The sequence below is a fragment of the Rahnella sp. RcJ3 genome (assembly GCF_009498575.1).
Lineage (GTDB): Bacteria > Pseudomonadota > Gammaproteobacteria > Enterobacterales > Enterobacteriaceae > Rahnella > Rahnella aceris.
In genome coordinates this window covers 20528-36828 of record NZ_QSNX01000001.1, presented here as the reverse complement: position 1 = coordinate 36828, position 16301 = coordinate 20528, and the positions used below count along the sequence as shown (strand labels likewise).

Here is a 16301-nt window from a genome sequence, read left to right as displayed (position 1 = left end):
CATGACTTTTTCTACCCATACCGTATCTACCGACTGGCTGGCGAAGAATCTGAACTCACCGGACGTGGTCATTATCGATTGTCGTAAATCCAAACCGGGCATTACACCGCCCATAGATTTCCACGCAAAATATCTCGAAACGCATATTCCCAATGCGATTTATGTGGAAGTCGACAGCATCTCTGATTGCACGACCGGCCTGCCACACATGATGCCGACAGCGGAAGAATTCGCTGCGTCGATGAGCCGTTTAGGCGTGGCCGATACGCAAACCATCGTCCTTTATGACGAAGGCGATTTATTCTCCGCGCCACGCGTGTGGTGGATGCTGACCAGTTTCGGAGCCAAAAGCGTACGCGTGCTGGATGGCGGTCTGAACGCATGGATTGCCGAAGGTAAGCCGACGCAAAGTGGCGAGCACACCCGCGTGCCCACGACGTTCAACGCCAGACTGGTGCGTCCGGTGGTCGTGAGCGCAGAACAGGTCAAAGACGCCATCGGTAACGTGCAGATTATCGACGCCCGTTCACTGGCGCGTTTCAAAGCCGAGGCACCGGAACCACGTCCCGGGCTGCACGGCGGTCATATTCCCGGCAGCCTGAGTGTTCCCTTTACCGAATTGACGCAGGACGGGCACCTGAAATCGCCGCAGGATCTGAAGGCAACGTTTGAGCGTCTGGGTGTGGATCTGAATAAACCGGTGATCACCAGTTGCGGATCCGGCGTGACGGCCGCCGCACTGGCATTTGGGCTGGATTCTCTGGGTGTTAAAGACGTGCTGCTGTATGACGGTTCGTGGGCTGAATGGGGCGATATTAACGAAGATTTTCCGATCGAAACGCACTGATCCCATGATGCAGAAAAACGACAACCGGGCACCGTGCCCGGTTTTTTTATGTCGTTTTTTGCAATGCAGGCATCAGCTCACTGACGCCAAACGCCTGAGCTAATGCTTTCATCTGGCTGATGACGCGGTAAGCCTGCCGCGGCACTTCGGTAAATCCTTCAATAAGTAAGGGATGACTGATCGGTTCATCCACGATGTCATGTAACGCCTGCCGCAAAATTGCCAGATCCTCCGCAGAGGTCTCCGGAGAAGTAATCAACGGTAAACCCGGTACAGCAGCCGTTTGTCCGATCACCGCCAGCCCGCTGAGGGAGCGGGGTTCGCTACGGCGCAGGAGTTCCAGCGTCACGCAGTCAATTGCCGCGAGGTCGGCGAGATTCTGCTGAACGTAATGAAGCGATTCACGGTGGCTGCCGGTCGCCGTCGCCCGCGAGAAGAATGTCCCGTCTTTGGCCAGCGGTGCGACCAGTGCACGCAGGCTGTTATAACCTGACTGGGAGTCGGTGCTGTTAAACGCCAGCCGCCGGTGACGGAAACCGGCCAGATGCAATCCGGCATCCTCCTCACGCGCCAGCAAAAAACTACGGTAACGGAAACCGTCGCAACCGGGGGCGTGATAACTGAATGTGCCTACCAGCTGAACCTGCGGCAAGCTTTCCATCAGCGGGAAACCGCAGGTCTGGCTGAGCAGTAAATCCGATGCCTGCCAGTGTGAGAATAAATCCTGCGGCCAGTTAAGCCTGTCCGGCGTGGAGGCGAGGCCAAGTTGCCTGAGTTTTTGGCGTAACACTCCGGCGAACGCTTCCACATCAGCGCGAGAAACCGCGTACATCGGCAAAGACATCAGCATCATCTGGCCACTCCGTCAGGGGGTATCCTGCTGATAATCATAGTCGCCTGGCACGGATTGCGCCGGAGATTTCCCGGCGGCAAAAGGATGAGCTTCGACGTCAACGGGTGTCTGCGTGTGGTCACGGAACCACTGGCGATAGCCGTGCACCACAAAACCCCCGCTGCGCTGAATATAGGCTTCGCGGTCAGAGACATAGATCTGGCGCAGCGCATACCATGGCACGCCGGGTAAATCGTGATGCACCAGATGATAATTCAGATTCAGAAACAGTAAACGCCACAAAAAACCGGCTTCATTCAGCGTTGATCTGGCCTGCGGCGCATGCTCTGCGCGATGCTCAAAGAAAGAACGAACTTTGGTCAGACTGAGTGCCGGATAACTTACTGCGAAAATAAAATACAGCGGCGACAGCCCGCGTTGCGCCATCCCGCTGAACACAACCACCAGCAATGCGCCATGTATCAGCCACATCCCCACTGTGCGCCACTCACCGCGTAACACGGCTATCAGCGCGCCGGTCAGCGTACTGACGATATCCAGTAACGGGCCAATGAGCATTCTTCCCGGCAAGGTATTGCGCAGACGGACAACGGCCTTCATGGCGGGCGACAGAGTTTCCCAACTGGCGCGGCTGAAATAATAGGCTTCAGGATCATCGCCGGGCAGCGTCAGATGTTCATTGCGGTGATGTTGCAGATGCGTGTCGCGATACAGGCCATAGGGATACCAGACCGCCAGCGGCAGCGTGCCAATCAGCTGATTCAGCCAGGGTTTGCGGGTCGGATGCCCGTGGATGAGTTCATGTTGCAGCGACATATACCAGGTCGTGAACCAGATAAGCACAGGCGTTGCGAGCCATGGCCCGAGATTATTCCAGAAATACACTGCCGCAAACCAGCCGCTGTAAACCGAGACAATCAGTAGCCAGGTGGGGATTTCCCGCCGCCACCAGAAATGGTACGAACGGAGGGTGATTTTGGCCCGCTGACGGGCGCTGAGGTAAAACGAAGAGGACGCCATAATGTGCCAGAGTCAGGGAACCTGACACATTATCGGGTAACGAATGGATGCCGCTAACTAACTTAAATCACTATCTATTGCCAGCAAGCGGCTAACAGACTCAGCCCTTCATATCTTTTTGCAGTGCCTGAGTAAATTGTTCCATCGGGCAGAAGCCCTGCTTGTCGGTGGTACATCCTTCAATGTGCAGCGTCACACGTTCCGGCGGATTTTTCAGACTCAGCGCCACATTGTTGCGGATCTGACGGGCGGTCGGATAAACGTATTCAATTTTCATCAGATCCTTATCCGCTTTCTTGTCATGCCAGCGCTGGAAGACCACCGTGCCGCTGATAGGCGTCCGCTCGTACTGCCCCGGCAACTGATAATCCTGCGTTTTCAGTGCGGCCAGCAAGGAAGCGATATTCGAATCGTGCCCGACCAGCACCGCCAGTTTTGCCTGTTGCGCGGCTTTCTGATCGGCGGTTGACGCCAGTTTCGGGTCCAGCGCACCGGCAATAAAGGTCAGCAATGGTTTAGCCGCGTTGGCAGCAATCGCCGGCGAGCCGAAAAGTGTTTCGTGATACAGATTTTTGATGGTTTCCAGCTTTGTCCATTGGTCTGGCGTATCAATTTTACCCCAGGCAACATCTTTCATCGGGAAACCTTCGTAGTACTGCAACATGAACGCATCGGTCGCCCCGGTGGCCATACGCAGCGGCCCGGTAATGCCCGGTTCTTTGCCCTGTGTCAGCACCACGTCTGACGGCTGCGAAGCCAGATCGCACTGCTGTTTCTCTTTACAGATTTTACTGTTTTTATAATCGAGGATGCTTTCCAGCAACTGATAGTTCGGCTTGAGACGCTGATTCAATCCCGTCAGACCGCCCTCACCCGCGTGCTGATTAATGGAATTCAGGGTGCTGGTTTTGAAGGTATCGTTCACTTCTGCGGTAATAATCGGGTTAAACACCGGATCCATCTTGCCGATTTCTACGCGGTTAAGCACCGCGACATCGCAGCCGGGAAAAGCGCCGGTGGTGAAGTGTTTCGCGGTATCAATGGTGCGCGGCAAACTGTTGGCGTAGGTAAAGACCTGCGCATTTTCAGGGCACCCGGCGGCAGGCAGCAGTTTGTCTTTCGCCAGCCAGGCACGGAAATAATGCCCCATATGTTCGGAAACCTGACCGCCTTTCGGTGTCAGCAAACCGCCTTCGGTTTTCCATACCGGCCAGGTGTGTGTTGTCGATTCGGCCAGCACATCGCCATAATTGACCAACGGGGCGCGGATACCGTGCCGGCTAAGCACCAGAACCTGTTGCAGTTCTAAATTATCGGACTGGGCGGCCTGAGCGACGGGCAACGTGAGAGGTAAAACGCAGGCAAGTGCAGACAATGCAAAATAACGGGATGCTTTTTTCACGAGTGATCCTCTTGATGAAGTGTTTTGTAGATTCCCTGAAAACAAAAAACACCGCAGAAGCCAACAGATTGATTCCTGCGGTGAATTTTTAGCATAGTGGAATATTCATCAGAAGTGGGGGATCAGGTTCACAACCTGTGTCCGGGCTTTGTACAGTCACAAAAAACGCATCAGAACTGATAACGCAGCCACGCAAAGAACACATTGCCGTTATTGTAGGTTCCCGGAATATACGTCGCCTGGAAGGTCAGTTTGTTATAGCCGACAGAAGCCAGCGGTAAAACAATCGGGATAGGAATATATTCATAATCGTCACGCGCCGTCACCGCCGCGGTATACCCCAGCCCTAAGCGAAAGTTTTTATCTTCTGCTGGCGTCCATATTTTTTCCCAGCCGTAACCGCCGATGGGTTCCCATTTATTGTGGGAATCTTTAAACGCCATAAAATAAATGCCATTCCAGTTACCCTTTTCATCATATCTGGAAATACCATAACCTCCCCCCCACGGACGTTCGTTGTATTTATCGGTTTTCTCTTTATCGTAGGTCAGACGGTTATGCCAGGTGATTACCGGCAGATACAAATCCTGTGCATCAGAATCATTCCAGGTCGTTGATACTTTATCGGTGAAGTCTGACCACACGTTCGCAGCCAGCGATTTGTACTGAATGGTATCGGGATCGCTGACGGGGTTAGTACCACTATTATTAGCTGATGCTGACGCACTCACACTGATGGCGCCAAAAAAAATGATTTCCCTGATAACGTTTCTAATATTAACGATGTGCATTTATTGTTTTAACTCCATGTTGAAGCTCTATCATAACTCCATCATGAATGAAGAATATAAACACGGATAAAACAAAAATACTGTAAATCGTTAATCATCTGAATTTTAAGAAAATGGTTTTCCAATTATCAGATTTTTCCTGAAACCAATACAACATTTCTTACACTCACAAACATTACTTTAAAGACTATTCCTATTAAATTTGCAAACGCAGCCAGCCAAAAAGTACATTCCCCTTAGAATTTGTACCGGGAATATAGGTAGCCTGGAAAGTCAGTCTCGAGTACCCGACAGACACCAGCGGCAGGACTAACGGGAAGGGGACGTAATCATAATTATCTCGCGCCGAGACAGCGGTTATATACCCCGCCCCCAGACGAAATTTTTTATCATCCAGTGGCTGCCATATTTTTTCATAAGCGTAACCGGCCACAGGCTCCCATTTATTAAAGGAGTCTTTAAAGGCCATTGCATAAATCCCGTGCCAGTTTCCTTTTTCATCATAACGTGAAATACCATAACCGCCGCCCCACGGATGTTCATTATACCCATCAATTTGTTTTTGACTGTGTGTATGTCGGTTATGACGCGTTAATACAGGCAGAAAGAGATCCTGCTGCTGAGGTGCCATCCATGTTTCAGCAACATTATTTTTATAGGAATCCCATAAGCCTTTATCATTTTCTTGCGAGGAAACATTCTGCTGCTGAGAATTAATAACATTATCTTGCGCCTTAACATTAATTGAAAGCAATAATGAAAAGGTTAAAAATGCAAAAGCGAATGCTGCGCGATAATTCACGGAATATAAATTTTTCATTGGCGTTAAAGCCCTGTTGAGTTGACCGGGGCAGTATATAACGACAAACACATATAAATAGTTAATCATTAATTAAGCAATGATAAACCACATGAATATAATAAAGTTATTTCATTATAAAACAATGCATTAGAAATTTATGGTCGCGTGTAAACTGAAATTTTCTTTTACACAGAGCCGCTTTGGCTGAAGTTTACTTCTTTGCCGGATACCCGGATACAAAAAATCCGCAGGCTTTCGCACTGCGGATTTTTATTACTGAGGCTTATTAAGCATCAACCAAGCTGTTTACGCGCATTACGGAACATGCGCATCCACGGGCTGTCTTCGCCCCACTCTTCCGGATGCCAGGAGTTGCTGACCGTGCGGAAAACACGCTCCGGGTGCGGCATCATTACAGTGACGCGGCCTGACAGGTTAGTGACCGCGGTGATCCCGTTCGGGGAGCCGTTAGGGTTCGCCGGATAGTTTTCGGTCGCATGACCGTTATTATCCACAAAGCGCAGCGCCACCAGATTGCTGTGCTCGATTTGCGCCAGATGCGCGGCGTCACGGACTTCCACGTGTCCTTCGCCGTGGGAAACCGCGATTGGCATACGTGAACCGGCCATGCCCTGCATAAACATCGACGGGCTGGCCGTCACTTCCACCAGGCTGAAACGCGCTTCGAAGCGGTCAGACAGGTTACGCACGAAGCGTGGCCAATGCTCTGCGCCCGGGATCAGCTCTTTGAGGTTAGACATCATCTGACAACCGTTACACACGCCCAGGGCCAGCGTCTGCGGACGGTGGAAGAATTCTTCAAACTCTTCGCGCACGCGGTCGTTGAACAGGACGGATTTCGCCCAGCCTTCACCCGCACCCAGCACGTCACCGTAAGAGAATCCACCGCACGCTACCAGCGTGTGGAAATCCTGTAAATCACGGCGACCGGCCAGCAGGTCACTCATGTGCACGTCAACCGCATCGAAACCGGCACGGTGGAAAGCAGCAGCCATTTCAACGTGTGAGTTCACACCCTGCTCGCGCAGAACAGCGACTTTCGGACGCGCACCTTTGGCGATGTATGGCGCGGCTACGTCTTCATCCGGAGCGAAAGTCAGTTTGACGTTCAGACCCGGATCGAGATCGTTGGTTTTCGCCTGATGTTCCTGATCGGCACATTCAGGGTTATCGCGCAGGCGCTGCATCTGCCAGGTGGTTTCTGCCCACCAGGTGCGCAGCGTGGTACGGCTTTCGCTGTACACCGGCTTACTGCCGGAAGTGATGAAGAAGCGATCGCCGGTTTCCACGGTACCGAGGTAATGTGTGCAATCCGCCAGACCAAAATCAGCCAGGGTTTTTTCCACCGCTTCACGGTCTGATGCACGAACCTGGATCACGGCGCCCAGTTCTTCGTTGAACAATGCAGCCAGCACATCGTTGCCCAGCGCAGCAATATCTGCAGTCAGGCCGCAATGTCCGGCAAAGGCCATTTCAGCCAGCGTCACCAGCAAACCACCGTCGGAACGGTCATGGTAGGCCAGCAATTTCTGTTCAGATACCAGCGCCTGCATGGCGTTGAAGAAGCCACCCAGTTGCTCTGCGCTGCGAACGTCAGCAGGCGTGTTACCGAGCTGGCGGTAAACCTGTGCCAGCGCTGTCGCGCCCAGTGCGTTATGACCTGCCCCCAGATCCACCAACAGCAATGCGGTGTCACCCTGGTCGGTGCGCAGTTGCGGCGTCACGGTATGGCGGACGTCTTCGACACGGGCAAACGCGGTGATTACCAGCGACAGCGGAGACGTCATCTCGCGTTGTTCGTTACCTTCCTGCCAGCGGGTTTTCATCGACATGGAGTCTTTGCCCACCGGAATAGTAATACCCAGCGCCGGACACAGTTCTTCGCCCACCGCTTTTACAGCCGCGTATAAACCGGCATCTTCGCCCGGGTGACCGGCCGCAGACATCCAGTTAGCTGAAAGCTTAACGCGTTTCAGGCTGCCGATTTCCACCGCAGCAATATTCGTGAGCGCTTCACCAACGGCCATGCGACCAGAGGCAGCGAAGTCCAGCAAGGCAACCGGAGCGCGTTCGCCCAGTGACATCGCTTCGCCGTGGTAGCTGTCGAGGCTGGCGGTGGTGACTGCGCAGTCGGCTACCGGGATCTGCCACGGGCCGACCATCTGGTCGCGCGCGACCATGCCGGTGACGGTGCGGTCGCCGATGGTGATCAGGAAGGTTTTCTCAGCAACGGCTGGCAAATGCAGGACGCGATTTACCGCTTCCGCAATCTGGATGTTTTCCGCATTTAGATCGTCACCTTTCGCTTTCAATGTGGTGACGTCGCGGGTCATTTTTGGCGTTTTACCCAGCAGGACATCCAGCGGCATATCAATTGGCTGGTTGTCGAAATGGCTGTCTTTCAGAGAAAGATGCATTTCTTCGGTGGCTTCACCGATGACCGCGTAAGGTGCTCGTTCACGCTGGCAAATCGCATCGAACTGTTCAAGCTGCGCCGGAGACACCGCCAGCACATAACGTTCCTGTGATTCGTTACACCAGACCTCCAGCGGGCTCATGCCCGGTTCGTCGTTCAGGATGTCACGAAGCTGGAAACGACCGCCACGGTTGCCATCGCTGACCAGTTCCGGCATGGCGTTGGATAAACCGCCGGCACCGACATCATGGATAAATAAAATCGGGTTGGCTTCGCCCAGTTGCCAGCAGCGGTCGATCACTTCCTGACAACGGCGTTCCATTTCCGGGTTGTCGCGCTGTACGGAAGCAAAATCCAGATCGGCATCAGACTGACCGGAAGCCATAGAAGACGCCGCGCCGCCCCCCAGACCGATATTCATCGCCGGGCCGCCAAGTACAATCAGTTTCGCGCCAACCGTGATTTCACCTTTCTGCACGTGATCGGCACGGATGTTGCCGATACCGCCCGCCAGCATGATCGGTTTGTGATAACCGCGCAGTTCAGGGCCGTTGTGACTATTGACGTTTTCTTCGTAAGTACGGAAGTAGCCCAGCAACGCCGGACGACCGAATTCGTTGTTAAATGCTGCGCCGCCCAGCGGGCCATCGGTCATGATATCCAGCGCGGTAACGATACGATCCGGCTTACCGAAATCTTCTTCCCACGGCTGTTCGAAACCAGGAATACGCAGGTTTGACACGGAGAAACCGACCAGACCGGCTTTCGGTTTCGCGCCGCGACCGGTTGCACCTTCGTCACGGATTTCACCGCCGGAACCTGTGGCCGCACCCGGCCACGGAGAGATCGCCGTCGGGTGGTTATGGGTTTCGACCTTCATCAGGATATGCGCCTGCTCCTGATGGAAATCGTACAGACCGTCTTTCGCATCGGCGTAGAAGCGACCGACCTGCGAACCTTCCATCACGGCGGCGTTATCTTTATACGCGGACAGCACGTGATCGGGAGTGTGTTCGAACGTGTTCTTGATCATCTTAAACAGGGATTTCGGCTGCGTTTCGCCGTCGATAATCCAGTCTGCGTTGAAGATTTTGTGACGGCAGTGTTCTGAGTTTGCCTGTGCGAACATATACAGTTCGATGTCCGTCGGGTTGCGCCCCAACGACGTAAAGGCATCCATCAGATAATCAATTTCGTCCTGAGCCAGTGCCAGACCTAATTTGGTGTTGGCGGCTTCCAGAGCGCCACGGCCAACGCCCAGGATATCCACATGCTGCACCGGGGCCGGCTGATGCTGCGCAAACAGCGCGCTGGCGTCTTCCAGATGACCAAAGACAGTTTCCATCATGCGGTCATGCAGTAATGCGCCCAGTTCATTCCACTGTGGTTCGGTCAGTTGCGGCGCCTGCACATAAAATGCCAGACCGCGTTCCAGACGTACAACCTGCGACAAGCCGCAATTGTGTGCAATATCGGTAGCTTTGGAAGACCACGGAGAAATGGTGCCAGGGCGCGGGGTAACCAGCAGTAAACGACCAGAAGGAGCGTGTTCAGCGAGAGAAGGACCGTATTTCAGGAGGCGTTGTAACTTGGTTTGTTCGTCCGAACTCAGCGGCGCGCTGACATCGGCAAAATGTACATATTCGGCGTAGATATCGCTGACCGGAAGACGGGCTTCCTGACAACGGGACAACAATTTGTTAATGCGAAAAGCCGACAAAGCGGGCGAACCACGCAGTATTTCCATAATCACAGATCTCTCGTCTTCGAAGACACTGACCACAGTGCTTCTTTGGGCGCAACAGGGGGAAAACGCGGGCTATTATAAAGAAAGCTGACGCCCGACGAAACCGTTTGCGCAGGGAAACTTGATATTCATTTATAGCCCCACATATTTTACGGATATCATGAATAAAGTTGCAGACTGCCGTTTTGTTGAGCAAAATGCGTCAGCACTGGGGATATAGCCATACTAACTGCACAGCATAGCGTAAAAAAACAAGAGCGCCGCAGCGAGATAACTATTTGACGCGACTAAAAATTAATTATGTTCTGATGGGGATCGCCGCCCTGTTACTGGCGCTGGCTTTATGGCCGGCAGTCCCGTGGCACAGAGGTGAAGGCGACCAACTGGATCAAATAAAATCCCGTGGAGAATTGCGCGTAAGCACGCTCAATTCTCCACTGACTTTTATGAACTCCCCGGAAGGCAATCTCGGTTTCGATTACGAACTGGCTAAACGCTTTGCAGATTATCTGGGCGTGCAGCTGGTCGTGACACAGCACACCACCATTGAGAGCATGTTCGACGATCTGGATCATGATAATACTGACATGCTGGCTTCCGGTCTGGTGTACAACAATGAGCGGCTGAAAAACTACCGTGCTGGCCCGGAATACTATTCCGTTTCCCAGCAACTGGTTTACCGGCAGGGATCAGTGCGCCCGAAAAGCTTCGCAGACATCAAAGGCTCGCTGGTGGTGTCTGCTGGCAGCGCGCATATCGCCACACTGGAAGCCGCCAGCAAAAAGTATCCCGACCTCGCATGGACCACGACCGATAAGATGTCACCACGCGATCTGTTGCAGCAAGTCGAGAACGGTAAACTTGATTATACGCTGGGCGATTCGGTGACCATCGCCCTGATGCAGCGTGTTTATCCGCGTCTTGCGGTGGCTTTTGATGCGACTGACGACGAACCTGTGACCTGGTACTACCGCAAACAACCTGATGACGACAGCCTTTCTGCCGCCATGCTGGACTTTTTCAGCCAGATTTCAGAAGACGGCACCCTGGAAAAGCTGGAAGAGAAATATCTCGGGCACGTGGGCGATTTTGATTACGTTGATACCCGGACTTTCCTCAATGCCATCGACAGTACGCTGCCGGATTTACAGCCGCTGTTCGAAAAGTATGCCGGGAATATTGACTGGCGTTTACTGGCGGCTATCGCCTATCAGGAGTCCCACTGGGATCCGCAGGCAAAATCCCCGACCGGTGTACGGGGTGTGATGATGCTGACCCGCGCTACCGCTGGCGGGTTGAATGTCGACGACCGGACTGATGCCGAACAAAGCATTCGTGGCGGTGCCCAGTATCTGTCGCATCTGATGGATAAAATGCCGGAATCTGTTCCGCAGGATGAACGGATCTGGTTTGCGCTGGCAGCCTATAACATGGGTTACGGCCATATGCTGGATGCCCGCAAACTGACGGCGCAACAGAAAGCCAATCCGGACAGCTGGGCAGATGTGAAACAGCGTCTGCCGATGCTGAATCAGAAACGCTTCTTTAGCCGGACGACTTACGGTTATGCACGCGGTACACAGGCATATAACTATGTGGAGAATATCCGTCGTTATCAGCTGAGTCTGGTGGGATATCTGATGGAAAAGGAAAAACAGCAGGCACAGAAAGCGGCCTTGCAGGCTCAGTTAGGTCAGGGATATCCGGTGGTGAATGCGCAGGAAGCGCTGGCACCGTAAGACTGGCAGGCCTGTTTCTCAGGCCTGATCATCTGCCGCATCACCGGCCTGCGCGGCACGCTCTGCCAGTCGCAGCGCTTTTTTCTGGCTGCGGCGAAAACGAAAAAATGCACTCAGTTGTTCCGAACACGCTTCTGCCAGCACACCCGCCGTAATCTCCACCTGATGATTCATGCCCGGATGGCGCAATACATCGAGCAAAGAGCCCGCTGCGCCGGTTTTGGCATCAGCGGCACCATACACCACGCGACGGATCCGGCTGTGGATCATCGCCCCCGCGCACATAACACAAGGTTCCAGCGTAACGTACAATGTGGCATTGAGCAGACGATAATTTTGCACGGCGTTGCCGCCCTGACGTAATGCCATGATTTCGGCATGCGCTGTCGGATCATGATGGCCGATAGACCGGTTCCAGCCTTCACCAATCACCTGATTGTCTAAAACCAGTACCGCCCCCACAGGCACTTCACCCTCATCCTGCGCTTTCAGCGCCAGATTCATAGCCTGTCGCATCCAGTGTTCATCATCATTCATTATTGCCAACTCTGCGTCTGCCACTTCAACCTCAATCATTTTTTACCGGCAGACATTTTATCTGAATTTTGCGCTGGCGGTTATTCCAGTTGCTGTAACTCGCCCTGTTTACTGACGCGAAAACGATGCTCACAAAAGAACAACAACGGATTGTCCTGTTTGCTGTCGCTGTATCCGCTGTAAAGTTTAAGCGGTGAGCCAATGCGGCTTTCGAGTTGCACGACTTTCTCTTCACCCAGACAACGCAAGGGCAGCACCCATCCGCCTTTGCCACGGGCGATCCGGCTGCCGACCAGACGAACCTGCGGCAAAAACAGGGACGTATTATAGACCTGCTGCACCAGATTTTCCGGCGACCCGGTGATCAGCCAGACTTCGGTATCCTCGCTGTCGAGATATTCACGCAGCCTGCGCTGCACCACCGGAAACTCCACCACTTTCTCGCGAAACGCAGCGACAAATTGCAGCTCCAGTGCTTTCAGACGCGCTTCACCGTGGCCGAAAGTAATCGACCACAGCAACAGGCTCATGGGCCAGCGCGCGGCGCGCCCGTGAATAAACAGTCCGATTCCCACCAGCGGCAGAACCGGCACGACTAAAATCAGATTCTGCGGCATCCGCCTGAGCAAAAACCGCAGAAAGCTACCGAACATATCCTGCTGGTGCAGGGTGCCATCAAGATCAAAAAAGACCACCCGCCGATCAGGCTTCGTACTCAATCCGCTACTCCTCGGGATCGTTGAACCCCATCAACCAGGTAAAAATAAAACCAGCCAATACCGTAATGACTAAACCCGTCAGATACAACATCACTTTGCCGGAAATAATGGTCAGCGCCAGTGGCAGCCCGGAAATACCAAACGTGATAACTGTCGCGACTTTCCAGTAACAGATTAGCGCACCACCGACGGCTCCGCCCAGACACGCACCAATAAAAGGGCGGCCGAGCGGCAGCGTAACACCGAATATCAGCGGTTCACCGATGCCGAGAATGCCCACCGGTAGCGCCCCTTTAATCACTTTTTTCAGCCGCGGGTTTCGGGTTTTAATATAAACTGCGATTGCCGCTCCCACCTGCCCCACACCGGCCATGGCTAAAATCGGCAGCAGCGGATTAGAACCATGTGCCTGGATCAGCTCAACGTGGATCGGCACCAGCCCCTGATGCAGACCGGATAACACCAGCGGCAGAAATGTCCCTGCCAGCACCGCGCCCACCAGTAATCCGCCTTTATCAATAGCGATATTAACGCCATGTGCGATGCCGTCAGAGATATAGCCACCGATCGGCTGAAGGATGACAATCGCCAGTGTCGCAGTGATAAGTGTAGTAATCAGTGGATTGAGGATCAGTTCGACCGACTCCGGCAGCCACTGACGCAACCTTTTCTCCAGCCAGCACATCAGCGCAACGACCAGCAATACTGCGATCACACCGCCGCGACCGGGCTGTAAAGCTTCACCAAACAGGGTAATTTGCGCCAGTGCAGGGCTGGAGAGAATCCCCGCCATTACGCCGCCCATGGCCTGAGAACCGCCGAAAACGCGCGCCGCATTCACGCCAACTAAAATATTCATGATGGCAAACACAGCGCCACCAAAAATCGCCAGCAAGCCAAGCACATTAGGATAATCAAGGGCAATGGAACCGGCGATATCCGGCCGCTTGAGCAGATTGATAATGCCCATAATCAACCCCGAGGCGATAAATGCCGGGATCAGCGGGATAAATACATCAGCCAGTTTGCGCAGCGCCCCACTCATCGGCGCAGAGTATTTTGTTTTGGCGCTGGCTTTATTGCGGGCAATCTCGCTTTCATCACCTGGCGAACTCACCGTCCCGGCAGGATTAAGCAACAGACGCATCGCATCCACCACTTTTGCCGCCGCGCCAGGGCCGACAATGAACTGATGCTGGTCACCCTGCTTCAGGTAACCTTTGATACCTTCAAGCGTTTTCAGGCTGGTCAGATCCAGCCGATTATCGTCGTGCACTTCCACACGCACGCGAGTCATGCAGTTTTCCAGTTTGCTGATATTCCGTTCGCCGCCGACACCCTGCAGAATCTGGGAAGCCAGCCGCTGCGTTTTATCCATTGCCATCGCCATGCTCAACTCCTTGAGGTTAATCAGCCAGTGCGGCGCGCAGGAATCCGTTATGTTGCACCAGTCGTGCTTTCGCCTGTGATGCATCAATACCAGCCAGTAGCATGAGAATAGCCGGTTTAACGTCAAAATCAGTCTGAGACAGCGCCAGCTCAGCATCATGGCGTGCCGCGCCCGTGGCCTCGACAACGATCCGGCAGGCACGATCGACCAGTTTGACGTTGGTCGCTTTCACGTCGACCATCAGGTTCTGATAAACCTTGCCACTTTTGACCATCGCCCCGGTTGAAATCATATTCAGCACCAGCTTCTGCGCCGTGCCGGATTTCAAACGCGTTGAACCGGTCAGCGCTTCCGGCCCTACAACCGGAGAAATCGCGATGCTGGCTTCGCGCGCAATCGGAGAATCCGGGTTACAGGAAATCGCTACTGTGGCGCAGCCCATTTCTGTGGCATAGCGCAAAGCACCAATGACATAAGGCGTACGTCCGCTCGCAGCTAATCCGACAACGGTGTCCTGAGCCTTCAGATTCAGATTCTTTAAATCTTCAACACCCAGCGCTTCGCTGTCTTCCGCCCCTTCCACCGCTTTAAGCAGCGCGCCCGGCCCACCGGCAATTAACCCGACAACCATACCGTGCGGAACGCCAAACGTCGGCGGGCATTCAGACGCATCAAGAACGCCGAGGCGGCCACTGGTACCGGCACCGAGATAAATCAGACGCCCGCCAGCCTGAAATGACGCAGCGGCTTTATCGATAGCCAAGGCAATCTGCGGCAGAACCTTGTTGATGGCTTCCGGCACTTTGCGGTCTTCCTGATTAAAACAGGCCACCAGTTCCAGCGTAGACATCTCATCTAAATTCATCGTATCCGGATTTCGGCTTTCTGAAACCAGTGCCCCTAAATTAAGATCTGTGTTCATGCTTCTCTCCTGAATTTTTAATTCAAATTTATTACTCAATATTTGAATATATTATTCATCAATGCGAGGAATATTTGCTATTTTAGATAACATAATCCGTAAAATGTGATGCAAGTATTCAGACACACCGGGATAAATCCTCCATGAGTTGTATGATCCGTATCCGCCAGCTTTATCCGACGCTGGCGCAAAATGACCGAAAACTGGCTGATTTTCTACTGGCTCAGCCGGAGAAAGCGCGTCATATGAGTTCGCAGAAACTGGCTGAAATAGCGGGTGTCAGCCAGTCTGGCGTGGTGAAATTTGCCCAAAAACTTGGCTATAAAGGCTTCCCCGCGCTGAAACTCGCAATGAGTGAATCCCTGGCATCACCGGAAAACAGTGAGCCGGTGACGGTGCATAATCAGATTTTAAGCACCGACAGCCTGCATGTTGTGGGGGAGAAATTACTGGCAGAGAAACAGTCGGCGCTTCGCGCAACACTGGATATTAACAGCGAACCGCGTCTGCAAATTGCGTTGTCGATGCTCACCGGTGCCCGAAAAATTGTGCTGAGCGGTATTGGCGCATCCGGATTAGTGGCGAAGGATCTGGCGTATAAGTTGCTGAAAATCGGGGTCACGGCCATTGCCGAATCCGATACTCATGTCCTGGTTGCTACCGTGCAGGCGCTGTCGAAAGAAGATTTATTGCTGGCGATTTCCTTCAGCGGTGAACGGAACGAAATCAATCTCGCGGCAAAAGTCGCCCGCGAGAGTGGTGCAAAGGTCCTGGCCATTACCGGGTTTTCACCTAATACCCTGCAACAACAGGCAGACCATTGTTTGTATACAGTGGCAGAATTACCCGCGACCCGCGGCGCAGCGCTCTCGGCCACCACGGCGCAATATTCCCTGACTGATTTGCTGTTTGTCGCGCTGGTTCAACAGGATACAGCGCACGCGCCGGAGAGGATCCGCCACAGCGAAGAACTGGTGAAAAAGCTGATTTGATCAGGATCATTGGGGGCGTGGAAAGGCATGAATGCAGAACCTACACCAGCGCAATTCTGCTATACTGCGCGCCCTGATTATTGACCTGTTTATTGAACATAAG

13 protein-coding genes are annotated in these 16301 nt (G+C 53.3%); 3 read left to right on the top strand and 10 right to left on the bottom strand.

The genetic code is table 11. The features are described 5' to 3' along the window. Position 1 precedes the first annotated feature (1 nt). On the top strand, positions 2-847 hold the full coding sequence (gene sseA / locus DXU84_RS00175) for a 3-mercaptopyruvate sulfurtransferase (RefSeq protein WP_153374556.1): 846 nt from the start codon (positions 2-4) through the stop codon (positions 845-847). A gap of 46 nt (positions 848-893) precedes the next feature. On the opposite strand, the gene DXU84_RS00170 is transcribed toward sseA, so the two are convergent. From DXU84_RS00170 to purL, 6 genes are all read right to left on the bottom strand, one after another. Continuing rightward, the gene (locus DXU84_RS00170; protein WP_153374554.1) at positions 894-1700 is read right to left on the bottom strand and encodes a phosphate/phosphite/phosphonate ABC transporter substrate-binding protein; all 807 of its coding nucleotides are present in this window, start codon (positions 1698-1700) and stop codon (positions 894-896) included. A gap of 12 nt (positions 1701-1712) precedes the next feature. Further along, the gene (locus DXU84_RS00165) at positions 1713-2720 is read right to left on the bottom strand and encodes a fatty acid desaturase (protein WP_153374552.1); all 1008 of its coding nucleotides are present in this window, start codon (positions 2718-2720) and stop codon (positions 1713-1715) included. A gap of 100 nt (positions 2721-2820) precedes the next feature. Next, entirely contained in the window at positions 2821-4122 is a 1302-nt protein-coding gene (gene agp / locus DXU84_RS00160) for a bifunctional glucose-1-phosphatase/inositol phosphatase (RefSeq protein ID WP_370461698.1), read from the bottom strand. 170 nt (positions 4123-4292) lie between these two features. Continuing rightward, a complete protein-coding gene (gene pagP, locus DXU84_RS00155; protein ID WP_013576705.1) occupies positions 4293-4913 on the bottom strand; it encodes a lipid IV(A) palmitoyltransferase PagP in 621 nt (206 codons plus the stop codon). A gap of 196 nt (positions 4914-5109) precedes the next feature. Beyond that, complete coding sequence (pagP, locus tag DXU84_RS00150) at positions 5110-5733, bottom strand: lipid IV(A) palmitoyltransferase PagP (protein ID WP_013576706.1); 624 nt, start codon at positions 5731-5733, stop codon at positions 5110-5112. Positions 5734-6008: 275 nt separating this feature from the next. Next, positions 6009-9902: a phosphoribosylformylglycinamidine synthase gene (gene purL / locus DXU84_RS00145; protein WP_370461709.1), complete on the bottom strand. Its 3894-nt coding sequence runs from the start codon at positions 9900-9902 to the stop codon at positions 6009-6011. 275 nt (positions 9903-10177) lie between these two features. Between purL and mltF the strand changes: the two genes are divergently transcribed. Then, positions 10178-11638: a membrane-bound lytic murein transglycosylase MltF gene (gene mltF, locus DXU84_RS00140; RefSeq protein ID WP_013576708.1), complete on the top strand. Its 1461-nt coding sequence runs from the start codon at positions 10178-10180 to the stop codon at positions 11636-11638. Positions 11639-11656: 18 nt separating this feature from the next. Here mltF and tadA read toward each other — a convergent pair whose 3' ends face one another. The 4 genes from tadA to murQ are packed head-to-tail and all read right to left on the bottom strand — an operon-like array spanning position 11657 to position 15206. Continuing rightward, complete coding sequence (gene tadA / locus DXU84_RS00135) at positions 11657-12214, bottom strand: tRNA adenosine(34) deaminase TadA (RefSeq protein WP_015690318.1); 558 nt, start codon at positions 12212-12214, stop codon at positions 11657-11659. Between the two features lie 41 nt (positions 12215-12255). Beyond that, positions 12256-12894, bottom strand: a complete 639-nt coding sequence (yfhb, locus tag DXU84_RS00130) for a phosphatidylglycerophosphatase C (RefSeq protein ID WP_013576710.1) — start codon at positions 12892-12894, stop codon at positions 12256-12258. 4 nt (positions 12895-12898) lie between these two features. Next, positions 12899-14272, bottom strand: coding sequence for a PTS transporter subunit EIIC (locus DXU84_RS00125; protein WP_037037465.1), 1374 nt, complete (start codon positions 14270-14272; stop codon positions 12899-12901). Between the two features lie 28 nt (positions 14273-14300). After that, positions 14301-15206: an N-acetylmuramic acid 6-phosphate etherase gene (gene murQ / locus DXU84_RS00120; protein ID WP_013576712.1), complete on the bottom strand. Its 906-nt coding sequence runs from the start codon at positions 15204-15206 to the stop codon at positions 14301-14303. 143 nt (positions 15207-15349) lie between these two features. Between murQ and DXU84_RS00115 the strand changes: the two genes are divergently transcribed. Then, entirely contained in the window at positions 15350-16198 is an 849-nt protein-coding gene (locus tag DXU84_RS00115) for a MurR/RpiR family transcriptional regulator (protein WP_037036757.1), read from the top strand. Positions 16199-16301: the final 103 nt, after the last annotated feature.

Coding starts and splice junctions, on each gene's coding strand:
- DXU84_RS00170 (WP_153374554.1), bottom strand. CDS start 1,700: ATGATGCTGATGTCTTTGCCGATGTACGCGGTTTCTCGCGCTGATGTG.
- tadA (WP_015690318.1), bottom strand. CDS start 12,214: ATGATTGAGGTTGAAGTGGCAGACGCAGAGTTGGCAATAATGAATGAT.
- sseA (WP_153374556.1), top strand. CDS start 2: ATGACTTTTTCTACCCATACCGTATCTACCGACTGGCTGGCGAAGAAT.
- DXU84_RS00165 (WP_153374552.1), bottom strand. CDS start 2,720: ATGGCGTCCTCTTCGTTTTACCTCAGCGCCCGTCAGCGGGCCAAAATC.
- pagP (WP_013576706.1), bottom strand. CDS start 5,733: ATGAAAAATTTATATTCCGTGAATTATCGCGCAGCATTCGCTTTTGCA.
- murQ (WP_013576712.1), bottom strand. CDS start 15,206: ATGAACACAGATCTTAATTTAGGGGCACTGGTTTCAGAAAGCCGAAAT.
- DXU84_RS00125 (WP_037037465.1), bottom strand. CDS start 14,272: ATGGATAAAACGCAGCGGCTGGCTTCCCAGATTCTGCAGGGTGTCGGC.
- DXU84_RS00115 (WP_037036757.1), top strand. CDS start 15,350: ATGAGTTGTATGATCCGTATCCGCCAGCTTTATCCGACGCTGGCGCAA.
- pagP (WP_013576705.1), bottom strand. CDS start 4,913: ATGCACATCGTTAATATTAGAAACGTTATCAGGGAAATCATTTTTTTT.